The sequence below is a fragment of the Candidatus Hydrogenedentota bacterium genome, assembly GCA_019637335.1.
In the GTDB taxonomy this organism is placed as follows: Bacteria; Hydrogenedentota; Hydrogenedentia; order Hydrogenedentales; family JAEUWI01; genus JAEUWI01.
In genome coordinates this window covers 401,312-425,563 of sequence record JAHBVV010000002.1, presented here as the reverse complement: position 1 = coordinate 425,563, position 24,252 = coordinate 401,312, and the positions used below count along the sequence as shown (strand labels likewise).

At 64.9% G+C, this 24,252-nt stretch carries 22 protein-coding genes and 1 tRNA gene; 13 read left to right on the top strand and 10 right to left on the bottom strand.

All coding sequences use genetic code 11. The features are described 5' to 3' along the window. Positions 1–300: 300 nt before the first annotated feature. From KF886_05260 to KF886_05245, 4 genes are all read left to right on the top strand, one after another. Positions 301–1,551 (top strand): Gfo/Idh/MocA family oxidoreductase, encoded by a 1,251-nt coding sequence (locus KF886_05260; protein ID MBX3176746.1) that lies wholly within the window; start codon positions 301–303, stop codon positions 1,549–1,551. Positions 1,552–1,743: 192 nt separating this feature from the next. Continuing rightward, positions 1,744–3,474 carry a c-type cytochrome gene (locus tag KF886_05255; GenBank protein ID MBX3176745.1) on the top strand — a complete coding sequence of 577 codons (1,731 nt, stop codon included), beginning with the start codon at positions 1,744–1,746 and terminating at the stop codon, positions 3,472–3,474. Positions 3,475–3,581: 107 nt separating this feature from the next. After that, complete coding sequence (locus KF886_05250; GenBank protein MBX3176744.1) at positions 3,582–6,773, top strand: PSD1 domain-containing protein; 3,192 nt, start codon at positions 3,582–3,584, stop codon at positions 6,771–6,773. Between the two features lie 25 nt (positions 6,774–6,798). Continuing rightward, positions 6,799–8,229, top strand: coding sequence for a DUF1501 domain-containing protein (locus tag KF886_05245; GenBank protein MBX3176743.1), 1,431 nt, complete (start codon positions 6,799–6,801; stop codon positions 8,227–8,229). Here the strand turns inward: KF886_05245 and KF886_05240 are convergent. The 5 genes from KF886_05240 to KF886_05220 all read right to left on the bottom strand — a co-directional run bounded on the left by KF886_05240 (position 8,153) and on the right by KF886_05220 (position 14,515). Continuing rightward, positions 8,153–8,572: an STAS domain-containing protein gene (locus KF886_05240; GenBank protein ID MBX3176742.1), complete on the bottom strand. Its 420-nt coding sequence runs from the start codon at positions 8,570–8,572 to the stop codon at positions 8,153–8,155. The genes KF886_05245 and KF886_05240 overlap by 77 nt on opposite strands. Positions 8,573–8,644: 72 nt before the next feature. Beyond that, complete coding sequence (locus tag KF886_05235; GenBank protein ID MBX3176741.1) at positions 8,645–9,358, bottom strand: response regulator transcription factor; 714 nt, start codon at positions 9,356–9,358, stop codon at positions 8,645–8,647. A gap of 176 nt (positions 9,359–9,534) precedes the next feature. Beyond that, on the bottom strand, positions 9,535–11,046 hold the full coding sequence (locus tag KF886_05230) for a PAS domain-containing protein (GenBank protein ID MBX3176740.1): 1,512 nt from the start codon (positions 11,044–11,046) through the stop codon (positions 9,535–9,537). After that, a complete protein-coding gene (locus KF886_05225; GenBank protein MBX3176739.1) occupies positions 11,043–12,188 on the bottom strand; it encodes an SGNH/GDSL hydrolase family protein in 1,146 nt (381 codons plus the stop codon). The genes KF886_05230 and KF886_05225 overlap by 4 nt, the downstream gene beginning before the upstream one ends. Before the next feature lie 110 nt (positions 12,189–12,298). Next, on the bottom strand, positions 12,299–14,515 hold the full coding sequence (locus KF886_05220; GenBank protein MBX3176738.1) for a hypothetical protein: 2,217 nt from the start codon (positions 14,513–14,515) through the stop codon (positions 12,299–12,301). A 114-nt stretch (positions 14,516–14,629) separates the two neighbouring features. Between KF886_05220 and KF886_05215 the strand changes: the two genes are divergently transcribed. From KF886_05215 to mnhG, 8 genes are all read left to right on the top strand, one after another. Continuing rightward, a tRNA-Lys gene (locus KF886_05215) sits at positions 14,630–14,705 on the top strand. A 262-nt stretch (positions 14,706–14,967) separates the two neighbouring features. Beyond that, positions 14,968–17,283: a DUF4040 domain-containing protein gene (locus KF886_05210; protein ID MBX3176737.1), complete on the top strand. Its 2,316-nt coding sequence runs from the start codon at positions 14,968–14,970 to the stop codon at positions 17,281–17,283. Continuing rightward, positions 17,280–17,705 carry a Na+/H+ antiporter subunit B gene (locus KF886_05205; GenBank protein ID MBX3176736.1) on the top strand — a complete coding sequence of 142 codons (426 nt, stop codon included), beginning with the start codon at positions 17,280–17,282 and terminating at the stop codon, positions 17,703–17,705. The genes KF886_05210 and KF886_05205 overlap by 4 nt, the downstream gene beginning before the upstream one ends. Beyond that, positions 17,695–18,042, top strand: coding sequence for a Na+/H+ antiporter subunit C (locus KF886_05200; GenBank protein ID MBX3176735.1), 348 nt, complete (start codon positions 17,695–17,697; stop codon positions 18,040–18,042). Before KF886_05205 ends, KF886_05200 begins: the two co-directional genes overlap by 11 nt. 56 nt (positions 18,043–18,098) lie before the next feature. After that, a complete protein-coding gene (locus KF886_05195; GenBank protein ID MBX3176734.1) occupies positions 18,099–19,553 on the top strand; it encodes a Na+/H+ antiporter subunit D in 1,455 nt (484 codons plus the stop codon). Next, entirely contained in the window at positions 19,550–20,023 is a 474-nt protein-coding gene (locus KF886_05190) for a Na+/H+ antiporter subunit E (GenBank protein ID MBX3176733.1), read from the top strand. Before KF886_05195 ends, KF886_05190 begins: the two co-directional genes overlap by 4 nt. Positions 20,024–20,036: 13 nt before the next feature. Further along, a complete protein-coding gene (locus KF886_05185; protein ID MBX3176732.1) occupies positions 20,037–20,306 on the top strand; it encodes a pH regulation protein F in 270 nt (89 codons plus the stop codon). Beyond that, positions 20,303–20,662 carry a monovalent cation/H(+) antiporter subunit G gene (mnhG, locus tag KF886_05180; protein ID MBX3176731.1) on the top strand — a complete coding sequence of 120 codons (360 nt, stop codon included), beginning with the start codon at positions 20,303–20,305 and terminating at the stop codon, positions 20,660–20,662. Before KF886_05185 ends, mnhG begins: the two co-directional genes overlap by 4 nt. 87 nt (positions 20,663–20,749) lie before the next feature. Here mnhG and KF886_05175 read toward each other — a convergent pair whose 3' ends face one another. From KF886_05175 to KF886_05160, 4 genes are all read right to left on the bottom strand, one after another. Beyond that, entirely contained in the window at positions 20,750–21,178 is a 429-nt protein-coding gene (locus KF886_05175; protein ID MBX3176730.1) for a VOC family protein, read from the bottom strand. Next, entirely contained in the window at positions 21,175–21,687 is a 513-nt protein-coding gene (locus tag KF886_05170) for an SRPBCC family protein (GenBank protein MBX3176729.1), read from the bottom strand. The genes KF886_05175 and KF886_05170 overlap by 4 nt, the downstream gene beginning before the upstream one ends. Then, positions 21,684–22,109: a DoxX family protein gene (locus KF886_05165; GenBank protein MBX3176728.1), complete on the bottom strand. Its 426-nt coding sequence runs from the start codon at positions 22,107–22,109 to the stop codon at positions 21,684–21,686. Before KF886_05165 ends, KF886_05170 begins: the two co-directional genes overlap by 4 nt. A 141-nt stretch (positions 22,110–22,250) precedes the next feature. Then, a complete protein-coding gene (locus KF886_05160; protein ID MBX3176727.1) occupies positions 22,251–22,811 on the bottom strand; it encodes an SRPBCC family protein in 561 nt (186 codons plus the stop codon). Between the two features lie 240 nt (positions 22,812–23,051). Here KF886_05160 and KF886_05155 point away from each other — a divergent pair, with 240 nt between their 5' ends. Continuing rightward, the gene (locus KF886_05155; GenBank protein ID MBX3176726.1) at positions 23,052–23,717 is read left to right on the top strand and encodes a rhomboid family intramembrane serine protease; all 666 of its coding nucleotides are present in this window, start codon (positions 23,052–23,054) and stop codon (positions 23,715–23,717) included. A 22-nt stretch (positions 23,718–23,739) separates the two neighbouring features. On the opposite strand, the gene KF886_05150 is transcribed toward KF886_05155, so the two are convergent. Beyond that, positions 23,740–24,228 (bottom strand): AraC family transcriptional regulator, encoded by a 489-nt coding sequence (locus KF886_05150; protein MBX3176725.1) that lies wholly within the window; start codon positions 24,226–24,228, stop codon positions 23,740–23,742. Positions 24,229–24,252 lie beyond the last annotated feature (24 nt).

The window sequence follows — 24,252 nt, the reverse complement described above, 5'->3', positions numbered from 1 at the left end:
CGGGCCGCCGGCGCTCCATAGTTGCAAGTCGCTTTGGATTGGCCACCGTACTTCGTTCGGCTGAAGTGATACAAGGAATCGTATTCAGGGCCAAGAATCTGCTTCATAGCGCTTGTAACGCATCGGCAATACGAAAACTTCACCCACTCCTTGAAAAGCGGCGGTGATTGTTGAATACTCATGGGAAAACGTGCGGCGGCCGTGCCTGCGCCGCGCCAGACGCCCCTTACTGTAGCAGATTTCAGCGCGCCGGGGCAGGCCGGGCGTGACGGACCCCTAAAGAACGAGAAGGAGGCTCGCATGAGCATCAATCGCAGGACTTTTATGGCCGGTGCGGCGGCGACGGCGGGCCTGGCGCTTTCCGCTCGGGCGCAGGAGGCGGGCGGGGGCAAGACCTACCGCGCCTGCATCATCGGCGACACGAATCAGGGCGGCTATGGCCACGATTTCCATTTGGCCTTTGATCTGCACGATAGGATTGACGTGGTCGCGCTCGCGGATCCGGATGAAGCGGGCCGCGCGAAGCACGCGGAGGAGGCGGGCGTGACGACGACGTACGCGGATTACCGCGAGATGCTGGAGAAGGAGAAGCCCGATATCGTGGCGGTCGGCCCGCGCTGGACGATCCACCACAAGGAATACGTGGAGGCGTGCGCGGCGGCGGGGGCCCACGGGTTCCTGGAAAAGCCGCTTTGCGTGGATCTTGCGGAAGGCGACGCGATGGTGGCCGCGGTGGAGGCGAAGAATCTGAAGTGGGCGGTGGCCTACAATTTTCGGGTAACGCCGACACTGGAGTACGTGAAGAAGGCGATTCACGACGACAAGCTGATCGGGACGGTGGTGGAGATGCGCGCGCGCGGGAAGGAGGATCCCCGGGCGGGATCCGAGGATCTGGTGGTGCTGGGGACGCACCTCTTCGACATGATGCGCTATCTGATGGGGGATCCGCTCTGGTGCCAGGCCGACATCACGCACAACGGGAAAACGGCGCTTCCCGAGCACGTCCGCGAGGCATCCGAACCGCTCGGGCCGATGCTGGGCAACCGTATCCACGCGACATTTGGTTTTGACGAGGGGCGCGCGGGCCATTTCAGTTCGATGCGTACGCGGGAATTGAACGGCGGCCGCTGGGGGCTTGATGTGTATGGCACAAATGGGGTGATCTCGATCAAACTCGATCCGTTCAGCCGGAAGCCGCCGGTGAAGCCGACGCCGGAGACGGTGCGGAATGCGATTATTCCGGAGGCGCTCTGGCTGGACGATTCAAGCTGGATGGCGCGCATCGGTCCCGACGGCGCGCCGCTGAGCGCGTGGCGGCCCTTGCCGGAGGCTCCGCCGATTGCGGTGAGCGATCCTTCCCGCGAGCGGCACGCGCTTATTGTTGCGGATCTGGTTGACGCGATCGAGGCCGATCGCGCGCCTGTGGCGTCCATTCGGGACAGCCTAAAGGCGCAGGAGATGATTCAGGCGGTGTTCGAGGCGTATGTGCAGGGCCGCCGCGTCACGTTTCCGCTGGAGCAACGGGACCACCCGCTGAAGCGGTGGGCTTGAGGCCTTTTTGTCGGAAATGACGTATTTGCAATACATTTCGCGGCCAAGCTAGTATCCTCTACTAGCCCGGACCCGGTTCGGGCGTTTTGAGGCGGCGCGCCACATTGGCGAGGCGCGCGGCGTCCGGAACCGCCTGGTGGAACGGGCGGGCGCCGACGTTAGAATTTATCGATCACAACTGGAGCAGGACTTATGAATTGCACGCGAATTTCAAGTGGTGTCCGCGGGCTTGCGTTGGGGCTTGCGGCGGGCGCCGCGGCCGTACTCGCGCCCGCGCCCGCCGAGGAGATATCCTTTGGCGCGCAGGTGCGCCCGATCCTCGAGGCCACGTGTTATGAATGCCATGGGGCCGAGCGGCAGAAGGGCGAGTTGCGGCTCGACTCCGCGGAAGCCATCCTGAAGGGCGGCGAGATGGAGGGGGCGTCGGTGGTGGCGGGCAAACCGGAGGAAAGCCCGCTGTACAAGCGGACGGTGCTGGAAGCCGATCACCCGGATATCATGCCGGCGAAGGGCGATCCGCTGACTTCCGAGCAGACGGAAATCCTGAAGGCGTGGATTCTGGCCGGCGCCACGTTTGACGATGCGGCTCCGGCTCCGGCGGCCGAGGCGGGGGTGTTCGAGAGCACGATCTGGCCGATCTTTCAGGAGCGTTGCGTATCCTGCCACGGCGCGGAGTCGCAGAAGGGCGATCTCCGGCTGGATTCTCCCGAGGCCATCCTGAAGGGCGGCGAACACTACGGTCCCGCGATCGTGGCCGGCAAGCCGGACGAGAGCCCGATCCGCAAGTTGATTACCCTTCCGGCGGACGATCCGGATATCATGCCGGCGAAGGGCGACACGCTGACCCCGGAGCAGATCCAGGCGATATCGGACTGGATCGCCGGTGGCGCGGACTTCGGCGGCTGGTCCGGCGGCACGGTGGTGGCGAAAGAGACCGAGCCGAATATTCTGGAAGAGCTGGCGAAGGACACGGCGCCGGCGGAGGCTGCGCTGCTCGAGGCGGTGGCGGCCCTGGGCGGCCTGGCGATGCCGCTGGATATGAAGACGCCGCTCGTTCGGGTGGATTACCACCTGGTGGGCGACAAGATTACGGACGAGCAGCTTGCGACGCTGCCGCCGCTCGCGGCGCAACTGACCTGGCTGAACCTGGCCGGGACGAAGATCACGGATTCGGGCCTGGCTCCGGTCGCGGGGCTTTCGAAGCTGACGCGGCTTCACCTGGAGCGGACCGGAATTACAGACGCGGGCCTGACGCATATCGCGGGCCTGAAACACCTGGAATACCTGAACCTGTACGGTACGCAGGTCACGGATGCGGGCCTCGAGCACCTGAAGGGGCTGCCGCGGCTGAAGAAGCTGTTTCTGTGGCAGACCGGTGTGACGAAGGATGGGGCGGCCGGGCTGCAGGCGGCGCTGCCGCAGCTGGCGATTGACCTGGGGATCGATCCCGACGCGATCCCGGCGACGGAGATGACGAAGATTATCCCGGCGGAGATGTTCACGCCGGACAGCTGCTGTGCGAAGGTGGCCGCCGAGAACAAGGTGTGCGAGCACCCCTGCTGCGACGAAGCGCGCCAGGCGGGCACGGTCTGCACGAAGTGCAACGCGGGCGCGGAAGCGCTGCTGGCGATCGTGGCGAAATTTGACGCCGACGGTTGCTGCGCGAAGGCGTACGCGGGCGGGAAACTGTGCGACCACGACTGCTGCAAGGAAGCGTGGGCGAACAAGACGGTTTGCGCGAAGTGTAATCCGAAGGGCGCGGCGGCGTCCGAGGCGGAAGGCGAGCCTGTGAAGCTGAGCTTCGACGAGGGCAGCTGCTGCGCAACGGCGCAGGCCGCGGGAAACGCCTGCGACCACCCGTGCTGCGTTGAAGCGCTGGCGGCGAACCAGGTTTGCACGAAGTGTAATCCGAACGCGGCGTAACCTGCGCGATCCGCGGGTGCTGTTGCCCATGCCTGACAATGGCATACCGCGACAGCACCCGCGTTTTTGTTTTGGCGCCCGGCGCGGGCGCCGGAGGTAGAATCGATATGCGACTGCGTAGTGTTCTGATGGGTGCGGCCGCGATCCTGGCGGCGGGCGCGAATTCCGCCGAGGTTGCGCCGGAAGCGATCAGTTTTAACCGGCACATCCGCCCGATCCTGTCGGATAAGTGCTTTGCCTGCCACGGTCCGGATGCGGGTTCGCGGAAGGCGGGGCTGCGGCTGGATGTTCCGCTCGAATCGGGCGGGGACGCTGGCGGCGCCATTGTTCCGGGCGATCCGGAGGCGAGCGAACTGATCGCACGGATCATGTCGGCGGATCCGGACGAGCAGATGCCGCCGCCGTCGCAGAAGAAGCAGCTCAGCGAATCGGATAAGGCGTTGATCCGGGCGTGGATCGCGCAGGGGGCGGAGTGGGAGCCACACTGGGCGTATATCCCGCCGCGCGACGACGCGGTCACGCGCCCGGCGGAATTCGAGGGCTACGCCAACCCGATCGATGCGTTTATCGATCGGCGGCTGGCGCGCGAGGGCGTGACGCCGGCGGGCCGCGCGGATAAGGTCACGCTGGTGCGGCGTCTGCACTGGGATCTCATTGGCATTCCGCCGACGCCGGAGGTGGTTGCGGGCTTTCTCGCGAGCGACGATCCGGGCGCGTACGCGGCGCTGGTCGATTCACTGCTTGCTTCGCCGCACTATGGCGAGCGCATGGCGATGGACTGGCTGGACGCGGTGCGCTATGCGGACACGAACGGCTATCACAGCGATGAGTTCCGGAGCGTTTATCCTTATCGCGACTACGTGATCGCGGCGTTCAACGAGAACATGCCCTTTGACCAGTTCACGCGCGAGCAGCTTGCGGGCGATTTGCTGCCGAACCCAACGCGCGCGCAGCTGGTGGCGTCGGGCTACAACCGGATGAACCAGATCACGGCGGAGGGCGGCGCGCAGCCGAAGGAGTATATCGCGAAGTACGCGGCGGATCGGGTGCGCGCGACGGGCACGGTGTGGCTCGGGCAGACCATGGGTTGCGCGGAGTGCCACGACCACAAGTTTGACCCGATCCCGATGAAGGACTTCTACAGTTTCGCGGCCTTTTTCGCGGATGTGGAGGAGACGCCGGTGTACCGATCGGGGGATATCTGGGCGCCCCGGATGTACCTTCCGACGCCGAAACAGGAGGCGGAGGAGCGGGCGCTGCAGGCTGCGATCACTTCGCTCGAAGGGGCCTCGAAAACCTTTACCCCCGAACTGGAGGCGGCGCGCGCGGCATGGCGGGGGGCCCTGGAGGCGCAGCGCAACGGCGAGGCGTCTGCCTGGCGCTATCCCGCGGCGGAGCGAGCGACCGCGAAGCACGGCGAGACAACGCTGGCGGTTTTGGAAGATGGCCGGATCGTCGCGAGCGGCCCGGAGCCCGACCGTGATGTGTTCACGGTGCGCTTTCCGGTTGGGGAGGATCCTGTCGCGGCGATTGTGCTGGAGTCCATCCTTGATGAGGAACTCGGCGGGGTGTCGCGGGGCGGCGGGAACTTTGTGCTGACGGAATTTGAGGCGCGGTATCACGCCCCGGACGCCGAAGCGCGGACGCTGGCGGTAGCGGGCGCGCTGGCCGATTTCGAGCAGGATAAGTTTCCGGTTTCACACGCGCTGGACGGCAAGCGGCACACGGGTTGGGCCACGGGCGCGCATGTGGAGGCCCGCAACAGCGCGGCTATATTCCGGCTTGCCGAGCCGTTGCAACCGGCTCCGGGCAGCGCGATTGAGGTCGTGCTTTCGTATGAATCGGGTTACGCGGCGCACCAGCTTGACAGCTTCCGGATTGGTTTTTCCGGGGACGATGGCGCGGCGCGGCTTTCGTGGCAGGCAGTGCCGCGCGCCCTGAAGGACGCGCTTGCGCCGAAGCCGGTTGCCGATGCGGCGGTTGCCGGTGCGCCGGAGGCGACGCCCGTGGAAGAGATTGGGGCGGTCGAAGAAGCAGCGGCCCAGCCGAAGGCGGAGGCCCCGGAACCCGAGCCGGTTCGCCCGACGACCGAGGAAGAGGTGGCGCTGTCGGCGCATTTCCTGGCGCATACGCCTCTGCTCGACGGGACGCGTGCGGAGCTGTCGGCGCGCCGCGGCGCGCTGGACGCGCTTCGCGGGGAGATGGCCACCACATTGATCACGGTGGCGCTTGAGGAGCCCCGGGTGACGCGCGTGCTCCCGCGCGGGAACTGGCTGGACGAGAGCGGCCCGGTCGTCGAGCCGGACACGCTGTCGGCGCTTCCACCGCTCGGTGTCGACGGGCGCCGGGCCACCCGGCTTGATCTGGCGAACTGGCTGGTGGATCCCGAGAATCCGCTTACGGCGCGCGTGACGATGAACCGGTTGTGGAAGCGCCTTTATGGCACCGGCATCTCCAAGGTTCTGGACGATTTTGGCGCGCAGGGTGAATGGCCCACGCACCCGGATTTACTCGACTGGCTCGCGCTGGAGTTCGTTCGGAGCGGCTGGGACATGAAGCACATGGTGCGGTTGATGGTGACGTCGGAGGCCTACCAGCGCGACAGCCAGGCCGGGCGCGACCTGATTGCGCGGGACCCCTTCAACCGGCTGTACGCGCGGCAATCCCGCTACCGGGTGGAGGCTGAACTGGTCCGGGACGGGGCGCTCGCGGTGAGCGGGCTCCTGGCGCGTGACCTGGGCGGCCGGTCGGTGTACCCGTACCAGCCGGAGGGCTACTACGCGAACTGCAATACGTTTGGCGGCGATCTGTCGTACCCCATCGAGCAGGACGAGAACCAGTACCGCCGCGGGATGTACACGTTCTGGAAGCGATCGTTTCTGCACCCGAGCCTGCTCGCGTTTGATGCGCCCACGCGCGAGGAATGCACGGCGGAGCGGACGGTGTCGAATACGCCGCAGCAGGCGCTGGTGCTGTTGAACGACCCGACGTACGTGGAGGCGGCGCGGGCCTTTGCGCAGCGTATCATGGCGCAGGGGGGCGAGCGGAGCGACGATCGCATAGCGGCGGCGTTTCAGTTGGCGCTTTCCCGCGCGCCCCGCGACGGGGAGCTGGAGGCGCTTCGAAACCTCTACCACGCGCACCTGATGGAATACACGGAAGATCCGGCCGCCGCCGAAGCGCTGGTGAATAGCGGAATCGCGCCGCTGCCGGACGCCATCAATACGGTGGACCTGGCGGCGTGGACTTCCGTCGCGCGCGTTATTCTCAATCTGCACGAAACGATCACCCGGAGCTGAACCTCTCCGGAAACAGGTGAGACCCATGACCTATCACGATTTGCTGCTTCGCGAGACGCGCCGCCAGTTCCTGGGCAAGGCCGCCCGCGGGATCGGTACGATGGCGCTGGCCGGGCTGCTGGGCCGCGCGGCCTCCGCGAGCGTTCCGGCGGCGGGCGGCGACGCCCGGTATGGGATTGCCTCGCCCCGCCACCTGGTCCCCCGCGCGAAGCGGGTGATCTACCTGTATATGGCGGGCGGCCCGTCGCACCTGGAAACGCTGGACTACAAGCCACGGCTGGGCGAGCTGGATGGGCAGCCTATGCCGGAATCGGTGACCCAGGGCCAGCCGATCGCGCAATTGCAGGGCCAGGAACTGCGTTGCCTGGCGCCCCAGTATCCGTTTGCGCGGTATGGCAAGTCGCAGCAGGAGATCTCCACGGTGCTGCCGCATATCGGCGGTATCGCGGACGATATCTGCATCATCCGGTCGATGCAGACCGAGCAGATCAACCACGATCCCGCGCACACCTTCATGAATACGGGCACGTCGATATCGGGCCGGCCGAGTATGGGGAGCTGGATCACCTATGGGCTGGGCAACGAGGCGGACAACCTGCCGGGTTTCGTGGTGCTGACGTCGGTGGGCGGCGGCCAGGCGCAGCCGATCGCGGCGCGGCAGTGGCACAGCGGCTTTCTGCCGAGCAAGTATCAGGGGGTGCAGTTTCACGCGCAGGGGGATCCGGTGCTGTACCTGAGCAACCCGGGCGGGGTGAACATGAAGCGGCAGCGGGACGTGGTGGACACGGTGCAGGAGTTGAACCAGCAGTACGACGCGGTGACGGATGATCCGGAGATCCAGACGCGCGTGAGCCAGTACGAGATGGCGTTCAAGATGCAGACCAGCGTGCCGGAGCTGGTGGATTTTTCGACGGAGCCGCAGTACATCAAGGAGATGTACGGCACGGAAGGCGCGGACGGGAGTTTCGCGTCGAACTGCCTGCTCGCGCGGCGGATGGCGGAGCGCGGGGTGCGTTTCATCCAGCTTTACCATCGGGGCTGGGATCACCACGGCGGAATCAAGGATGGAATCGCGACGACGGCGAAGCTGGTGGATCAGGCCTCGGCGGCGCTGGTGAAGGACCTGGCGCAGCGCGGCATGCTGGAGGACACGCTGGTCATCTGGGGGGGCGAGTTCGGGCGCACGCCGATGGCGCAGGGATCCGGGCGCGACCACCATATTCGCGGCTTTTCGCTTTGGATGGCGGGCGGCGGGGTCCGCGGCGGCATATCCCACGGCGCGACGGACGATTTCGGGTATTACGCGGTGCAGGATGTGGTGCATGTGCACGATTTTCACGCGACGCTGTTGCACCTGCTGGGGATCGAGCACACGAAGCTTACGTTTCGCTTCCAGGGCCGGGATTTCCGCCTGACGGATGTTGCGGGCCACGTGGTGCATCCGGTCCTGCTGTAGCGCCGCCGTGGGCCAGGGCGGCGAGGGCCTCGCCGCGGTTGGCGTAGATCTCGAAGATGCGGTACATGCGGACCAGCTCGAAGAGCGTGCGCACCGGCTTGCTCATACCGCACAGGGCGAGTTGCCCGCCCTTGTTGTGCATGGCGCGCAGGCAGGAGAGCATCGCGCCGAGCCCGGAGCTGTCCACGAACTGGAGGTCTCCCAGATCGAGCAGAATGCGGTTATTTTCCGCAAGGATCGGGGCCATGAGTTCCCGGAAGATTTTCGTGTTACTAGCGTCGAGGCTGTCGCGGGTGAAACCGACGACGGCGATGCCGTTTTCCAGCAGGGGGCTCGTGATCATGCCGGTGAAGATCCTTTTCCGTGCAGCGCCGTCATGCGGCGATTGGGTTTGGGTCGCGCCGCCGCGCGGCGGCTATGCGGGTTCTCCCTCGAAGCGGTAGCCCTTGCCCCATACCGTTTGAATCAGCTTTGGTTTTGCCGGGTCGTCCTCCAGTTTCTTGCGGAGCCGGCCCATATGCACATCCACCAGGCGCTCGTCGCCGGCGTATTTGAAATCCCAGGCCTGGTTGATGAGCTGGGTGCGCCCGATCACCTGGCCGCGCCTTCGGGCGAGGGCGTGGAGCAGGTCGAATTCGATGGGCGTGAGTTTGACCTCTTTTCCGTCCTTCCAGACGATTCGTGCGGCCGGATCGATGGAGATTTCCTTGAAATCGAGCGTTCCGCCGGCGCGTGCGGCTCCCCGGGCCCGGCGCAGGATGGCTTTGACCCGCGCCGCGAGTTCCTTTGGGTCGAAGGGCTTGGTGAGGTAGTCGTCCGCGCCCATGGTCAATGCGGCGACCTTCACGTAGCTGATGGAGGTGGTGGTGAGCATGAGGACGCAGGCGTCGGAGTCCTTTCGCATCTGGCGGAGGACTTCGATGCCGTCCATGGCGGGCGCGTTGGGATCGCCTGAGTCGAGGTTGATATCGAGAATGACGAGATCGGGGTCGTTTTCGGCAATTGCGGCCAGGGCGTCGCGGCCATTGGTGGCGGTTGAGACGGCGTAGCCTTCGTTTTCGAGCACCTGACAGGTTTTTTGAAGCGCGTCGGCTTCGTCTTCCACCACCAGGATCCGTTCGTTCTGCATAGGTCGGTAGCCCTGATACCCTGCTATCCGGATTGAAGAATCCGGCGTACACACCGGTGCGAGCGAGACTGCCTGACGGCCGGCCGAGCACGATTTCGACCGGCTGCATTCGGGGTTGCGATCCGGCGCATCTCCCGAAGAACTTCCTGCATTGTAGCGAAAATACGCCAAACTATCTAGTCCGTACTTGCCGGAATCGGGGTGGTCGCCGCGCTGTTCTCCGGTGCGGCCAGCAGGACGTGAATTGTCGCGCCCCGCCCCTCGCGGCCCTCGGCCCAGACGCGGCCGCCGTGGCGCTCGACGATCCGGCGGACGATGGCGAGGCCGAGGCCGCTCCCGCCCGCGCCGTTCGTTTCGTGGACCTGCTTGAAGGGGGCAAACATGGCTTCGGCGTGGTTCATGTGGAAGCCGATGCCGTTATCGCGCACGCAGATATGCACCTGGCCGGGCGGCGCGCTTTGTGAAAACACTTCGATCCGCGGATTGGCGGCGCCGTGCGTGAATTTCACGGCGTTGCTCAGGAGGTTGACGAAAACCTGTTTGAGCAGTGGAGACTCTCCCAGGCAGGTGGGGAGGGGGTCGATGCGGATGGCCGCGCTCCTATCGAGCAGCACCGTGTCTCGAGCGGCGGCGACGACGGCATTCAGGTCGCAGGGGGCGAGGGAAATCGGTTTTCTGCTCAGTTGCGCAAAGTCGAGGAGGCGATCGAGCAGGTGCTGCATCTCGGCGACGCCCTGGGTGATCATGTTGCAGTAATACTGGCCTGATTCGCCGAGGCAGGCTCCGGATTCCTCCTCCAGCATTTCGGCGAAGGACTTGAGGAAGCGCAGGGGCGAGCGCAGGTCGTGTGCGATGGTGTAGTTGAATGCTTCGAGCTCGCGCATTTTGTCCTGGAGCTCGGCGGTGCGCTCTTCGACGCGCTGTTCGAGCACACGGTTCATTTCGCTGACGGTATCGGTCGCGCGTTTCTCTTCGGTGTTGTCCCACGCGACGAAAACGGCGTGGCGGACGTCTTCGCCCGTGCCGCGGTAGGGGGTGTAGACCATGTTGAGATAACGGTGGTTGCCTCCGGGCAAGACGACCCACTGCTGCTTCTGGACTTCCTCTCCCTGGAAGCAGCGGTCGAGACAGGGAACCACGAGGTTTTTGAAGAGCGCCTCGCCCCAGACCGATGCGCCGGAAGCGCCGTTGATCTCGTCGGGGGCGCGGTGGAAGAGGCGCGCGAAGGCCTGGTTGACCAGTTCGTAGTTGTAGTCGCGGTCGACGAGGGCCATGAACTGGCGGGATGAATCGACGAGGAAGGCGTAGCGCTGCCAGAGCTCGTGGGTGGCCATCTGTTGCGTGAGATCGCGGTGAATCCAGATTGCGTATTCGCCTTCGTGGACGATTTGGATCTCGTTCCATGCGGGGAAACCGTCGTCCCGTTCGTAGCGGACGCGGACGGGATTGAACGGCGCGCCGGGCTCCAGCTGCGCGCGCAACTCCGCTTCGCCGTTTACCACATGTCCCGGGCGAAGGTAGGGATGGGCGGCGCCTTCTATAGCTTGCCGCGACAGGCCGGACATCGACTCGAAGGCGCTATTGCAGTAGACGGCGGCGCCGTTGCTCGTGATTACCACGCCCAGGCTGAGCTGATCGAGGATACGGGGGGCGAGGCGGGCGATCTCGGGCACGGCGTGCGAGGTCATTGTGGCGGCTCCGCCCGCGGAATCATTGACAGCAGCACCTGCGCGTAGACGCGGTGCCCGAAGTCGTTGGGGTGGTTTACGCCATTTCCGGTCAGGTCGGCGTAGGTCTTGCGGGAGAGGAGGGTTTCCCATACCGAGGTCAGATCCGCGATGGCGATGCCCGGGCCCGCGAGCGTCTTCAAGGCGTCTCGGTATTGCGGGTAGAGCGCGGGCGCGGCGTGAATCCAGTCCGCATTGCCGAGCATGGTGGCGACGAGGATGAACTCGGCGGCGGGGTGGGCCGCCCGGATGGCCGCCATGATTTGCGCGATCTGTGCGGCGTATTGATCCGGCGCGAGGCGCCCGGAGGCGTCGTTCATGCCGAAGGCGATGAGCACGAGGTCGGGCCTGGGGGCGGCGACGCTTGCTGCCTGTTCGATGCCCCAGGCGGCCGACATGCCGCTGACCGAGGGGTTGTGGAAGGTGATCGGGCCGCCGAAGCGGGCCCCGAGCGCCTGCGCGAAAAGATCGCCGTAGGCCGGCTGGTGGGGCGGGGCGTCCACTACGCCGCTCGCGTTCAGGCCGAAGGAGATGCTGTCGCCGAGGAGGGTAATGGTGACCGGCTCGACCGCGCGCAGCTTGCGCATGACGCCGGGGAGCGCATTCGCGGCGGACTCCGGGATGGGACCGTTCATTTCGGACCATTCGCTGCCCGAATGGCGGTAGGTGATTTCCACCTGCAGGTCGTGAAACTTGCGACCTTCGCCGAAGAAGATGTCGCGCGCGCCGTCGCGGTATTGCTGGCCGGAGGCTCCGAGCGGCGGTTCGAAGTCCTGTCGCGTTGTAAATGGGATGCGCGAATCCGGTGTGCGCTGGATGCGCCGGGCTTCGCGATCAATGACGTAGTCCGGGCCTTCCTCGTAGCTGGCGCCCGTGGCGGGATGGCGAAGGGACAGCACGGCTTCCGGGGTGAAGAGTAGCGGGGCGACGGCGGGGGATCCGGGGATGGGTTCGAGGAAGAAGAGGCTTTCGCCGTGAATCACATTGCCGGTCCAGAACGGTTCAAGACGCCACTTATCTATCACGTTTTCGTCACTCCAGGCGTTGAAACTTGAGGCAGCCAGAAGTATGGCCAGTCCGGCAAACCGGTGGGGGTATGACATGGTACGGGGGCTTTCTCTTGCGTATTCGCCGAAGCGCCTGGGGAATTGAACGCCACGGCGCGGCATCCGCGTACAGCATAGCGCAATTCCGCGCGGGCGCCAATTTTGTCTCAGCGAGTCAGTGTCTGATACCGCGATGCGGCTTCCCAATCCGGGGGCAGCACGGCGTTCAGCAGGATGGGCGCGTCGGGCGTATCCGTTAGCGTATAGACGGCCTCGAGACGATCGAGCGCAGACTGTGGCAGGGCGATTCCGGTGAAGGCGCATTCTTCAACGCGGTAGAGCGGGTAGTAGACGTGCGTGAGGCCGGTGTCGTCTGGTTGATCGGGGACGGACATCCAGCGATCAAACTGGAAGTTCGGGTGATTGGCGTGGAAGCGGAAATTCAGCGGAATGGGTGTGTCGCCGGGGCGGAACGCCAGGACGAGCACCTTCACGAGGACGTGCTGGTCCGGCGGGATTTCCAGATCCAGGCCCGGGAATGCAATTAGAGCGGCGCCGTCATCGGCGGGCGTGATAACAGTCTCCAGCGGTACGCGATCCGCGGCGGCATAGGCGTGAAGGAGGTCGCGCACCTGGCCCGACTGCCAGGCGCGCGCGGCGTATAGCGGGGCCAGGAGCAGGGCGGCGGCGATCAGCGCAAACACGGCCGCGCGGGCCACGTATGGTTTCGATTTGCGGGCGAGGGCCGCGAAAGAGGCGTTTTGGCGTTCGGCCCATGCGCGTCGGGCGGCGCGCCAGGCGATGTAGAGGAGGAAGCCTGCGGCGAGGAGGGCGATGAACTCCATGTGGAACGCGTGGCGCTCGCTGAAACGCAGCGCGGGGTAACCGGCGAGCACGAGCATGCCGAAGAGGGCCGCGAATCCGAGCCGGAGACTTGCCGCGGCAATCAGCAGCAGCATGGCGGCGACGTGGTATCGCCCGCCGCCGGGGAGGGCATCGAGCGCGGCCTGCCGCCATTGGAAGAGGCGGACGAGGAATTGGTTCGTCACACCGCGCGGCGCGCTTGCGGCGCGGCTGATCTGGAGTTCATCAACGGTTCGCAGGACGGACGCGTAGCCGCGGATCAGAAGGTCGGCGGGGAAGAGGCGAACCATATCGCGAAACCAGGCGCGGCCGGCGGCATCGTATTCGGGCGAGTAGTGGCGGAACAGTGTGGGGGGCTGTCCGGCCTGTTGGGCGTGGCGCATGATCATGGCGCGGACGTACTCGTCCTTGAAGGGGTCCCCGAAATCATAGAGCGGCGCCCCGACGCCGAGCCGCTGGTCGCAGTATTGCGTGAATCCGATGATCGTGTCGTGTGTGGAGTTGTTCACGCGCGACAGCACGTTGAGGATAGGCGCACCGGTCAGGATGAAGGCGGCGCAGAACACAATAACCACCGCGAGGCGCCGAGACCACGAGGCCATGAGGGGGGCGGGCCAGAAGGCCAGCATGAGCGCGCAGAAGACGGCCGCGGCGATGGAGACGTCCTGGCGGAAGCCCAGTCCCAGTCCGCCGGCGAGGCCGGCGACGGCGGCGGTGGGCAGCGCCAATTTCAGCGGGCGCGGGCGCTTCAAGAGCCAGCCCACCGCGAGGATGAGAAGAAAGAAGAAGGGGGCTTTGGCGTAGTCGCGCAACTGGGGGAGTTGCTGTAGGTGCAGGGGGGAGGCCATCAGCATGACGGCGAAAGCGCAGGCGAGGCCGCGCCCCATGGCGAGGCGGAAGATGCCGTAGGCGAGGGCGTTGGCCGCGCCATACAGCAGTCCGTAGAGCGGCAGGAGGGATTGCCAGGCGACTCCGAAGAGCCAGAAACACAGGGCGACGCTGAGGAGCAGGTAGCGGTGAAACTGTTGCCAGTAAGTCCAGCCGGGGAAGTGTGGGTGGGGATGAAAGGCCTGGATCTCGCCGTAGGTCATGCCGCTGGTATCGCGGGGGAGGATTGTCACGCCGTTGGGGATGCCGGCGCAGTCAAAGTCGGGCGCGCGGAGGTAGAGGAAATCCTCCAGCGCGGGGAGCTCGCGGAGATCGGGGTTGTTGAAACCGTGTCCGCAGGCCGCCATCACGGACGGGGCGAAGACCTGCTGCCAGAATTCCGGCTTGCCGCCCCAGGTGGCGGTGTAGATGGCGCCACTGAGGAAGGCCGCGAGGAAAAGCAGCGCGGTGGCCCGGACATCGGTCCGGGAGGCGCGCCAGACGCGCCGCGCGGCCGCAAGCGGTTGTATGCCTGATGCGGCCTTTTCCGGCGATGCGGCGGTCTCTCTTTTTGCGCTATCCATGCGCCGCGCACTATAGCACAGGCCGCCCGCGCGATCGGGCTGCGCCGCCGCGCCCGGCGCGATCGCCACCGCGCCCGCCGCATCGCAGGTCCCGTGAAACTTGCGCGCGGCGGCCTGTGTTTACTAGAATGACCGTTCGTTCACCGGTGAGGGACGGCTTGTGTCCGTGCAGGACTCCCAGGCGAACGGGTAGCTCAGTCGGTAGAGCATCGGACTTTTAATCCGGTGGTCGTGGGTTCGATCCCCACCCCGTTCACCATCTAGTTATCGTTCCCGCAAGCGCCTTGTTGTGATCGCGCTTGCGGGTTTGCGTTTTTCGTGTTGCGGGCTGGGCCGTTGTCCTGGCGGCCGGGTGAATTCGAAACTGGCCCCAGATGTATTTATTAGTCGTGGGCAGCCCATCCGGTCTTTTTTTGCCCGGATCCCCGACGTGGTCCCCAAGCTCGTGAATCCGGCGCGAGAGTGGTGGCCGCACCTTTATCGCGCGGCGGCCCGCATTTCCCCGGTCTTGCAGTAGCGACATGTCCTGGATCGTGATTCTTGCGCCGTTTGCCGGCGCGCTGTTGGTTCCGTTTGTCGCCCGGTCTCTTGGCCGGGCGTTGGGGCTGGTGTGCGCGTTTGCGCCGGCGGTGGTGTTCGCCTACCTTTTTCGGACCTTGCTGGATCTCCATGCGCTTGGGGGCCATTCGCCCGCGCGCCTGGGGATTATTCCGTGGGCGCCGTCTCTGGGGCTTGATCTTACGTTTCGCCTGGACGGGCTGGGGATCGCGTTTGGGCTTTTGATTTCGGGGATCGGGGTGCTGATCTGCCTGTACGCGTCGGCGTATTTTCGGGGGGATCCGCGGCGTGGGCGCTTCATGGCGTATCTCCTGTTTTTCATGGGCGCGATGCTGGGGGTGGTGCTTGCGGACAATGTGTTTGTTCTGTTTGTGTTCTGGGAGCTGACGAGCATTGCGTCGTATCTGCTGATCGGGTTTGAGCACGACCAGGAGAAGTCGCGGAGCGCGGCGTTGCAGGCGCTGTTGACGACGGGGGCGGGCGGTCTGGCGATGCTGGCGGGCCTGGTCCTGCTGGGGAACGCGGCGGGGTCCTATGATTTGACGGTTATCATTGCGACGCCGGGCCTGGCCGAGCACCCGCATTATCTGGCGATACTTCTGTTGATACTTGCGGGTGCGGCGACGAAGTCGGCGCAGTTTCCGTTTCATTACTGGCTTCCGAACGCGATGGCGGCCCCGACGCCGGCGAGCGCGTATCTGCACAGCTCGACGATGGTGAAGGGGGGTGTTTATTTGCTGGCGCGGCTGAGCCCGGCGCTTGGGGGGACGGAGCTCTGGTTCTGGTCGCTGGCGGGTCTGGGCGGGGCGACGATGCTGGCGGCGGGCTGGCTGGCGCTTCGGCAGACGGCGTTGAAGCCGATGCTGGCTTATTCGACGGTGGTTGCGCTGGGTACGCTGGTGCTTTGTATCGGCCTGGGCACGCCGCTGTCCATCACGGCGTTCAAGGTGTTTTTGTTTGTCCACGCTTTTTATAAGGCGGCGCTTTTTATGGTTGCGGGCTCGATTATTCACGAGACGCACGAGACGGATTTTGAGCGTCTGGGCGGGTTGGGGCGCCTGATGCCGGCGACGGCGATCGGGGGCTTGCTGGCGGCGCTTTCGATGGCGGGTCTCCCGCCGCTGCTTGGTTTTGTGGGTAAGGAGTCGGTTTACGAGGCGGTGTTGTATGCGCCGCTGGCGGTTCAGGTTTTTGTGGGGGTGGCGGTATTCGCGAACGTGGCGAATGTGTATGTTGCGGCGGCGGCGGGCGTACTGCCGTTTTGGCGGCGGCGGAGCGCGGCGGTTTCCGGGGCGGTGCACGAGGCGCCGATGGGCATGTGGATCGGCCCGGTGGTGTTGGGCGGCCTGGGCCTGGCGGCTGGGCTCTACCCCTTTATATTTGGCAAGGTTCTCCTCGCGCCGGGGGGCGGCGCGGTGCTTGGCGAGGGGCTGGAGTTCAAGCTGAAGCTGTGGCATGGGGTGAACTCGGCGTTCCTGCTGAGCATGCTCACGCTTGGCATCGGCCTGGCCGCGATCCTGGCGCGCGCTCGCTGGCGGCGCTTTGCCGGTTTGTTCGGGTGGCTTGATCGGGCGGGCCCGGAAGCGGCCTACCGGGGCGCGCTGGAGGGGATGCTTGCCACCGCGCGCGCGCAGACGGCCTTTCTCCAGCACGGCTACCTTCGCTACTATCTCCTCGCGGTGCTCGTGTGCGTAATTGCGGCGGTGGCCGGGGCGTCACAACTCGAGATCCGCCCGCTGGCATTCGAGTTGGTGGGCATTCGGTTCCACGAGATCATCACGGTGGTGCTGGTGGCGGTGGCGGCCCTGGGCACGACGCGCGTGGATTCGCGCTTCGGGGCGCTGGCCTGCCTGGGTGTGGTGGGCTATGGCATCGCACTGCTCTATGTGTTTTACGGCGCGCCGGACCTGGCGAAGACCCAGATTGTGGTGGAATCGCTGACGGTGGTTTTCTTTGCCCTGCTTGCGGCGGCGATGCCGGGATTCCGGGTGCTTTCGGCGCCGAGGGTCCGGCGTCGGGATGCGATGATTGCCGCGCTTGCGGGCGGGTTGATGGGGGTGTTGGTGTACAGCACGCTGGCGGTGACGCAGGCTCAACCGGTGGCGCAGTTCTACCGGGAGAACAGCTATCCCCTGGCGCACGGGCGCAACGTGGTGAATGTGATCCTGGTGGATTTTCGCGCACTGGACACGCTGGGGGAGATAACGGTGCTGGCGGTGGCGGCTTTCGGGGCGCACGCGCTGCTTCGGTTGCGTAACCTTCGGAGACACCGCGCATGAACTCGATTCTCCTGTATTACTGGGCGAACGTGCTGAAGGCGATTATGCTGTTGCTTTCGCTGTTGCTGCTGCTTCGGGGGCACAACGAGCCCGGGGGCGGATTTGTCGGGGGTCTCGTGGTGGCGACGGCGTTTATTCTTCACGCGCTCGCGCAAAACGTATCGGCGGCCCGGCGCGCGGTTCCGGTGTCTCCGGAGTCGCTGATCGCGGGGGGGCTGGGCGTCGCGTTGGCGAGCGGGGTGGCGGGGGTGTTGGACGGCCGCCCGTTCCTGACGGGGGTGTGGCGGACAATCGAGGCTCCGCTGCTGGGCCCGGTGACGCTGGGGACGCCGTTGTTGTTTGACGTGGGCGTGTACCTGGTTGTGGCGGGCGTTGTGCTTAAGATCGCGTTCGCGATGCTGGAGTGCGATCATGCAGATTAGCCTTGCGCTTCTGATAGCGGTGTTGTTTGGCTGCGGCTTTTACCTGATCATGCGCCGCAGCTATCTGAAGGTGATCCTCGGCATCATGCTGCTGAGCCACGCGGCGAACATGCTCGTGTTTACGTCCGCGGGCATTGTGCGGAGCCCGGCCCCCCTGGTGCCGGAGGGGATGCAGGCGGCGGAGGCGAGCGGGGCGGATCCGGTGCCGCAGGCGCTTGTGCTGACGGCCATTGTCATCAGCTTCGGGGTTACGGCGTTTGCGCTGGTCCTGTTCCGGCGGGCGTACGATGTTGTGGGTACGGACGATATCGACGAACTCCGCCATACCGAGATTTGATAGGGAACCAAGTGTCCGACGTATTACTGATACTACCGATAGCCATCCCGCTGGCGATGGCGGCCGCGTGCGCCTGCTGCACGGGCCGCCCGGCGCCGCAGCGGTGGCTTGGCGTGTTGGGATCGGCGCTCCTTCTCGCGGCGTCGTCGGTGCTGGCGGCGCGGGTGTTGCCGGGGCGGATCGAGGTGCTGGCGGCGGGGGGGTGGGAGGCTCCCTATGGCATTACGCTGGTGGCGGATGGCCTTTCGGCGCTGATGGTGTTAATGAGCGGAATCATGGCCCTGCTGATGTCGCTGTTTTCGGTTTCGAGCATTTCACCGCGGCGGCTGAAGGACGGGTATTTTTTTCTGTACTTCGTGTTGCTAGCGGGGGTCAACGGGGCGTTCCTGACCGGGGATCTGTTTAATCTGTATGTGTGGTTTGAGGTCCTGCTCATCGCGTCGTTCGTGCTGATTGTCCTCGGCGGGCGGGGGGCGCAGATTGACGGGGCCGTGAAGTATGTCACGATGAACCTGCTGGGTTCGGTCATTTTCCTGTCCGCGGCGGGGATTCTCTACGGGAAGACGGGGACGCTGAACCTGGCGGATCTCGCGCAGCGCCTTCCGTTTTACGAGAATGCATCCCTGCGGCAGGCGGCGGGCGGAATGCTGCTGGTGGCTTTTGGCATCAAGGCGGGGGTGTTTCCCTTGTTCTCGTGGCTTCCCGCTTCCTATCACACGCCGCCGCACGTGGTGACGGCGCTGTTCTCGGCGCTGCTCACGAAGGTGGGGGTGTATGCGCTGATCCGGACGATGACCCTTATCTTCCCGCTGGACCAGGCGTATTTTCAGCCCATTCTTCTCGTGGTCGCGGGGCTTACGATGGTGACGGGGGTACTGGGGGCGGTGGTCCAGTATGATTTGCGGCGCCTGCTTTCGTTTCACATTGTCAGCCAGATCGGTTACCTGGTGTTCGGGCTGGCGCTGTTCAGCGCGGGCGGGCTGGCCGCCACGATCTTCTTTCTGGTTCACGTGATGGCGGCGAAGGCGGCCTTGTTTGTGGCGGGGGCGCTGGCGCACTATCTCCGGGGGACTTCGGATCTGAAGCAACTTGGCGGGTTGCTGGAGTCGCGGCCCGCGCTGGCGGTGCTGTTTGCGTTGCCCGCGATGTCCCTGGCGGGCCTGCCGCCCTTCTCGGGGTTTCTGGGTAAGTTGGCGCTGGTTCAGGCCGGGCTGGCGGGTGGGGCCTACTTCACGGTGGCGGTATCGCTGGGCGTGAGCATTCTTACGCTGTATTCGATGACGAAGATCTGGAACGAGGCCTTCTGGAAGCCGGCTCCGGCGCCGGGTCCCGAACGCCGCATTTCGGCCTGGCGTGCCTGGGGCGTAGCGCTGCCGGGCGGCGTGCTGGCCCTGTTCAGCATCGTTCTTGCGGTCGCCGCGGAAGCATCGTTCTCGCTCTGCCTGGCGATCGCGGAGCAGTTGCTGGATCCCGCCGTATATATTTCGGCGGTGTTGGGAGGGGAATCTTGAAGTCGCTGCTGCTCAATATTGTGCTTGCGCTTACGTGGTGCGCCGCATCGGGCGCGGTGAACGTGACCAATCTCGTCGTCGGGTTTTTGGTGGGGTATGCGGTGCTGAGCGTACACCCGGAGATCACGCGCAACCAAAACTACCGGAAGAAGGTGTACCACTTTGTGTCGTTTGTGGCGTATTTCGGCTGGGAGGTGATCGTGGGGGCGATTGACGTGGCGCTGGCGACAGTCTGGCCCTTCCGGCGGGTTCGCCCGGGGGTGGTTGCGGTCCCGCTTGACACGCGATCGGCGGCGGAGCGGACGATCCTGGCGAACGCGGTGACGCTGACGCCCGGAACGATGAGTATTGATCTCACGGCGGACGGAAAGACGCTTTATGTGCATGTAATCGACGCCAAAGACCCGGAGGCCGTTCGGCGCGCGATCAAGCGCGGGCTCGAAGCGCGCCTGATCCGGCTGTTCGAATGAGGGGGGGCGTAGCATGATCATTCAATCGACGACAGACGCCGTAGCGTTCATGTACGGGATCGCGCTGCTGATCGCGCTCATCCGGCTGATTCGCGGGCCATCGCTTTCGGATCGTGTGGTTGCGCTGGATTTTATCGCGACGTGCATGATCGGGATGATCGTGGTGGACGCGATCAAGTCGGGCGAGTCCTATTTTCTCAGCGTGGCTATTGTGGCCGCCCTGGTGGGCTTCGTGGGGAGCGTGGCCTTCGCGCTCTACATTCAGAAGGGAACCCGGGAATGATCGATGTGCTGGTAGCGGCCCTTCTATGGATTGCGGGGCTTTTTACCCTGATCGCGGCGATTGGCCTGCTGCGGTTTGACGATGTGTTCCTGCGCATGCACGCTGCGACAAAGGCGGGGACAGTCGGGGTTATATCGAGCCTGGTGGCGATTGCGCTCTATTTCGACGATCCGGCGATCCGCGTGCGCGCGGTGCTGATCGCGCTGTTCCTGTGCGTCACCGCGCCGATCGTGGCGCACGTGCTTTCGCGCGCGGCGCTGATTGCACGCGTGCCGATGTCGCCGCGCACGACGTTCAACGAGTGGAAAGCGGAGCGCGTACAGCCGAAGCAGTTCCCGGACGACATGCCCGACTAACGCGCCTGACGCGCAGGGGCGTGGCCCGGCGGGCGCGAACATGCCCCGAAGGCATGCCCGCGCCCCGGGCCAGGCGGAAAGCTGGTCTTAACGGGACGGTGCGGGGCCATCCGCCAGTATCATCCAGGATACGCCAAACTTGTCCCGCACCATGCCGAAACGCGGCGAGAAGAAGGTCTCGGCGATGGGCATCTGCACGGTGCCGCTGGCGGCGAGCGCATTGAAGAGGCGGTCGGCCTCCTCAACCGTCGGGACGGTAATTGCGAGCGAGAATCCATCCTGGCGCGTGCCTCCGTCGCACCGGCCGTCGGAGACCATGATCAGGGAGTCGCCGATGTGGAAGTCCGCGTGCATGATTTTCTCTTCGGCTCCGGGCGGAATCATACCGGGCTCGTGGGGTTCCGGCATTTCCTTGAAGCGCATCATCATGCCGATCTTTGCGCCGAGGGTCTCCCGGTAGAAATCGAGGGCTTCCTCGCATCGTCCATCCAGGAACAGGTAGGGCTCTACTTTCATGGTTCCTCCTTTTCGGTGGTTCGTTGTTGTTTCGGGTCCCGGCAGGCCCCTTTCTCGAGGCAGGTCGCCAGCCGAGCGAGCGTCTGGTTGCCCCCTTCGAGCGCGCCGTGCTCCTTTATGACGAGATCGCGGCATTCCCGGGTCGGGAAGCGCATCACCATCGTGACCCGGGTCCCCGCGCCGGCGGGCTTGAAGGCAACGTTTACTTCAAAGGCGTGCGGGTCATCCGGGGCGCCTCCGTGGATATACGCGAGGCGATCGGGGGGCGCAATATCCTGAAAGACGACGACGTTGCTGTATTCGACGCCGTCGGGGCCGTGCATCACGAATCGCCATACGCCACCGGGGCGCACGTCCATGGATTCGGTGACGGTCGAGAATCCATCGGGTCCCCACCATTGCGCAACCTGGTCGGGATCGGTCCATGCACGGAAGACGGCTTCCCTCGGGGCATTGAAAACGCGGGCGAGTTTGATTTCACGATCCTCGGATCCGTTCGTCCCTCTCACCGGCTGTCCTCCTTCGCCGCTCCCTGCCGCCGCAGGGGGATCAGGTCGCGGATTCTCGGGTCGCGCAGGTAGAGGCCGCCCCAGAGCATCACGCCAATGATCACGGCCATGTGGAAATTGGGATCCTCCATGCGCACGTGTGTGGCCGTGGCTCCGCCGAGATAACCGGTCAGCAGGATGGCCCCGAGCACGGCGGTTCGCGGGATGAGGTACAGGACGGTGCACAGGAGCTCTACCGCGCCAATGGGGGCCGCGAGCCAGACGGGGTAGCCCATTTGCGGCATGCCCTCGACGACGGAGGCGTGCCGGATGAGTTTCATGACGGCGCTGAAGAGCAACAGGAGGACCGGCAGCGCACTCATGACGTAGCTGGCCCACCGCGCGGCGGGGGACACGGCGGCTGGGGAAGGTTCCTGGTTCATTGGCGATATCCTTTACGTTGTATGTGTGGTTACCTGAAGATGGCCGCGAGCTTGCGGCGGCCGCTTATCGCGGCGCGAGACTTGCGGTCGGGTTGTCAATGGATTCGTTCCTTCCCCGGGCGCACCTGTCCCGCATTTCCGTCATGGGGCGCTTTCTCCGGTGTTGGAAGTTTCCGCGGCGGATTTCATGGCCGCGAGGCCCTTTTCGAAATCGCCTCCGACCATCGCGTCCATGTCCATGAGCAGATTGAAGGCCTTGGCGAGGAAATTGTTCCGGCCTTCCATGCTCCAGGTGACCGACGTGGCTCCGCCCGACTCCGCAAAGGTGAAGACGGCCGTATTGGTGGCGGCGAAGGGGCGGAAGAAATCGAGCTGAATTTCGATGCGTGCGTGGGGAATGCTTTCGGTGATGGTCATGCGCCCTTCACCGACTTCGTTGTTGCCGGCCCATGCGTACACGGCGCCGGCTCCCGCCTCCGGCCCCTCGTAGGCGGCGGTCATTTCGGGGTCGCGCCTGGCCCAGGGCGACCAGCGATCCCAGTGGCGGAAGTTGTTCACCAGCGCGAAGACGTTCTCCGGCGGGGCGTCGATGGACGCGCTTCGCTCGATGCGGAAGTCGGCGGGCTGTAACGCGACGACCACGCAGAAGACGGCGACGAGCGCCGCCAGGATGGAGAACGCAATACCCAGTTTCCTTCCCATACGTGTGATTCCTCGTTGTGCTGCTTGTGGCGGTGGACCAGGAGATCCACGCCTGGCGCCTTGCGATAACTGCCCGATTGCTACCCGGATCCACCATGCACGCTTTTGGCACGGTTTTCAAGCGCGTGTTTTCACCTAATCAACGAACGGGGCGGCCCGGAAAGGACAAGCCGGCGGCGGCTTCTGGTGTACAATGGCCGGGCCGCGCGGCTTGCCGCGGCGGCGGTTGGGAGAATGCCAATGATTTTGATGCCCTATGCGGTGGATGTGACGATGTACCGCTGGCCTGTGGCGAATTTTGCCCTGATCGGCCTGATCGTCTTCACTTCCCTCTCGGGATTCGGGGCGACCACCGATTCGCCGCTGGCCCTGCTCCCGCTTGACGGTTGGAATCCGATCGGCCTGTTTGGCCATGTGTTTCTGCACGCGGACCTGTTTCACCTGCTGGGGAACATGCTCTTTCTATGGACTTTCGGGAACGCGGTGTGCGCGAAGGTGGGCAATGCGCGATTCGCGGGGCTTTTTTTCGCTATGGCGGGGATCGCGGGAATTTTTCACAACCTTTTCACGGGCGGCGTCGCCATTGGGGCGAGCGGCGCGATTAACGGGGTGGTCGGGATGTTCCTGGTTTACTTTCCGCGGAACGATGTTCGATGTTTCTGGACCATTGTTCTGCGAAGCGGGACGTTCAGCATCTCCAGCGTCTGGATGATTCTGTTCTGGCTCGCGTTCGACATCTGGGGGGCCTGGAGCGGCGGCGGCAACGTGGCGTATTGGGCGCACCTGGGCGGCTTTGCGGCGGGCTTTGCGATCGCGATTCACAGCCTGCGGCATCGCTGGGTCCGGATGACCGCCACGGAATGCTCCCTGCTTCAGGTGGTCTCGGGCGGGCGGTATCTGCCGTAGCGCATTGCGGCGGAGGGCGGGCCTACGCGTCCGCGGGCTCCACGGGAAGCCAGAGTTCGAAGCCGCCGTCGCCGGAATGGGGGTCGAATTCCTCGCCGTAGCGTTCGAGTGTGTCGCCGCATACGCGGTAGCCCGAAGCCGGCAGCCATTCCTGCCAGATTGCCGTGAATAGCGGCTGAATGGTTGAAATGTGCTCGCCGGTGTGGAAGGCCGCGTAGCGGTGCGCGGGCAGCACGATAGACGAGAGGCCGTCCGGCAGGTTGGGCTCGCCCCGGACTTCGACGCCCGCGTAGTAGTCGAACTCGCCCGGCGCGGCGTCTTCGGCGCACGCGCACACGCCCCAGGCCGGACCGTCAATGACGTTTGGAATTTGCCCGACGAATGTGGCGAAGAGGGCCCACTGCGACGGTATGCCGGCCGTGTCGTTGCAGCCGTAGCGCGCCGCGACGCCGGCGATCCGCATGCCTGGCGAGTCGGTGAAGCGTGGCTGTGGAATAGTGATGTTGCTCATGGTTGGCTGTCCTCCATGGGGTCT

Bases quoted from the DNA above. Each gene is read 5' to 3' on its own strand.
- KF886_05260 (MBX3176746.1), top strand. From the start codon at position 301: ATGAGCATCAATCGCAGGACTTTTATGGCCGGTGCGGCGGCGACGGCG.
- KF886_05255 (MBX3176745.1), top strand. From the start codon at position 1,744: ATGAATTGCACGCGAATTTCAAGTGGTGTCCGCGGGCTTGCGTTGGGG.
- KF886_05250 (MBX3176744.1), top strand. From the start codon at position 3,582: ATGCGACTGCGTAGTGTTCTGATGGGTGCGGCCGCGATCCTGGCGGCG.
- KF886_05245 (MBX3176743.1), top strand. From the start codon at position 6,799: ATGACCTATCACGATTTGCTGCTTCGCGAGACGCGCCGCCAGTTCCTG.
- KF886_05240 (MBX3176742.1), bottom strand. From the start codon at position 8,572: ATGATCACGAGCCCCCTGCTGGAAAACGGCATCGCCGTCGTCGGTTTC.
- KF886_05235 (MBX3176741.1), bottom strand. From the start codon at position 9,358: ATGCAGAACGAACGGATCCTGGTGGTGGAAGACGAAGCCGACGCGCTT.
- KF886_05230 (MBX3176740.1), bottom strand. From the start codon at position 11,046: ATGACCTCGCACGCCGTGCCCGAGATCGCCCGCCTCGCCCCCCGTATC.
- KF886_05225 (MBX3176739.1), bottom strand. From the start codon at position 12,188: ATGTCATACCCCCACCGGTTTGCCGGACTGGCCATACTTCTGGCTGCC.
- KF886_05210 (MBX3176737.1), top strand. From the start codon at position 14,968: ATGTCCTGGATCGTGATTCTTGCGCCGTTTGCCGGCGCGCTGTTGGTT.
- KF886_05205 (MBX3176736.1), top strand. From the start codon at position 17,280: ATGAACTCGATTCTCCTGTATTACTGGGCGAACGTGCTGAAGGCGATT.
- KF886_05200 (MBX3176735.1), top strand. From the start codon at position 17,695: ATGCAGATTAGCCTTGCGCTTCTGATAGCGGTGTTGTTTGGCTGCGGC.
- KF886_05195 (MBX3176734.1), top strand. From the start codon at position 18,099: ATGGCGGCCGCGTGCGCCTGCTGCACGGGCCGCCCGGCGCCGCAGCGG.
- KF886_05185 (MBX3176732.1), top strand. From the start codon at position 20,037: ATGATCATTCAATCGACGACAGACGCCGTAGCGTTCATGTACGGGATC.
- mnhG (MBX3176731.1), top strand. From the start codon at position 20,303: ATGATCGATGTGCTGGTAGCGGCCCTTCTATGGATTGCGGGGCTTTTT.
- KF886_05175 (MBX3176730.1), bottom strand. From the start codon at position 21,178: ATGAAAGTAGAGCCCTACCTGTTCCTGGATGGACGATGCGAGGAAGCC.
- KF886_05165 (MBX3176728.1), bottom strand. From the start codon at position 22,109: ATGAACCAGGAACCTTCCCCAGCCGCCGTGTCCCCCGCCGCGCGGTGG.
- KF886_05160 (MBX3176727.1), bottom strand. From the start codon at position 22,811: ATGGGAAGGAAACTGGGTATTGCGTTCTCCATCCTGGCGGCGCTCGTC.
- KF886_05155 (MBX3176726.1), top strand. From the start codon at position 23,052: ATGATTTTGATGCCCTATGCGGTGGATGTGACGATGTACCGCTGGCCT.
- KF886_05150 (MBX3176725.1), bottom strand. From the start codon at position 24,228: ATGAGCAACATCACTATTCCACAGCCACGCTTCACCGACTCGCCAGGC.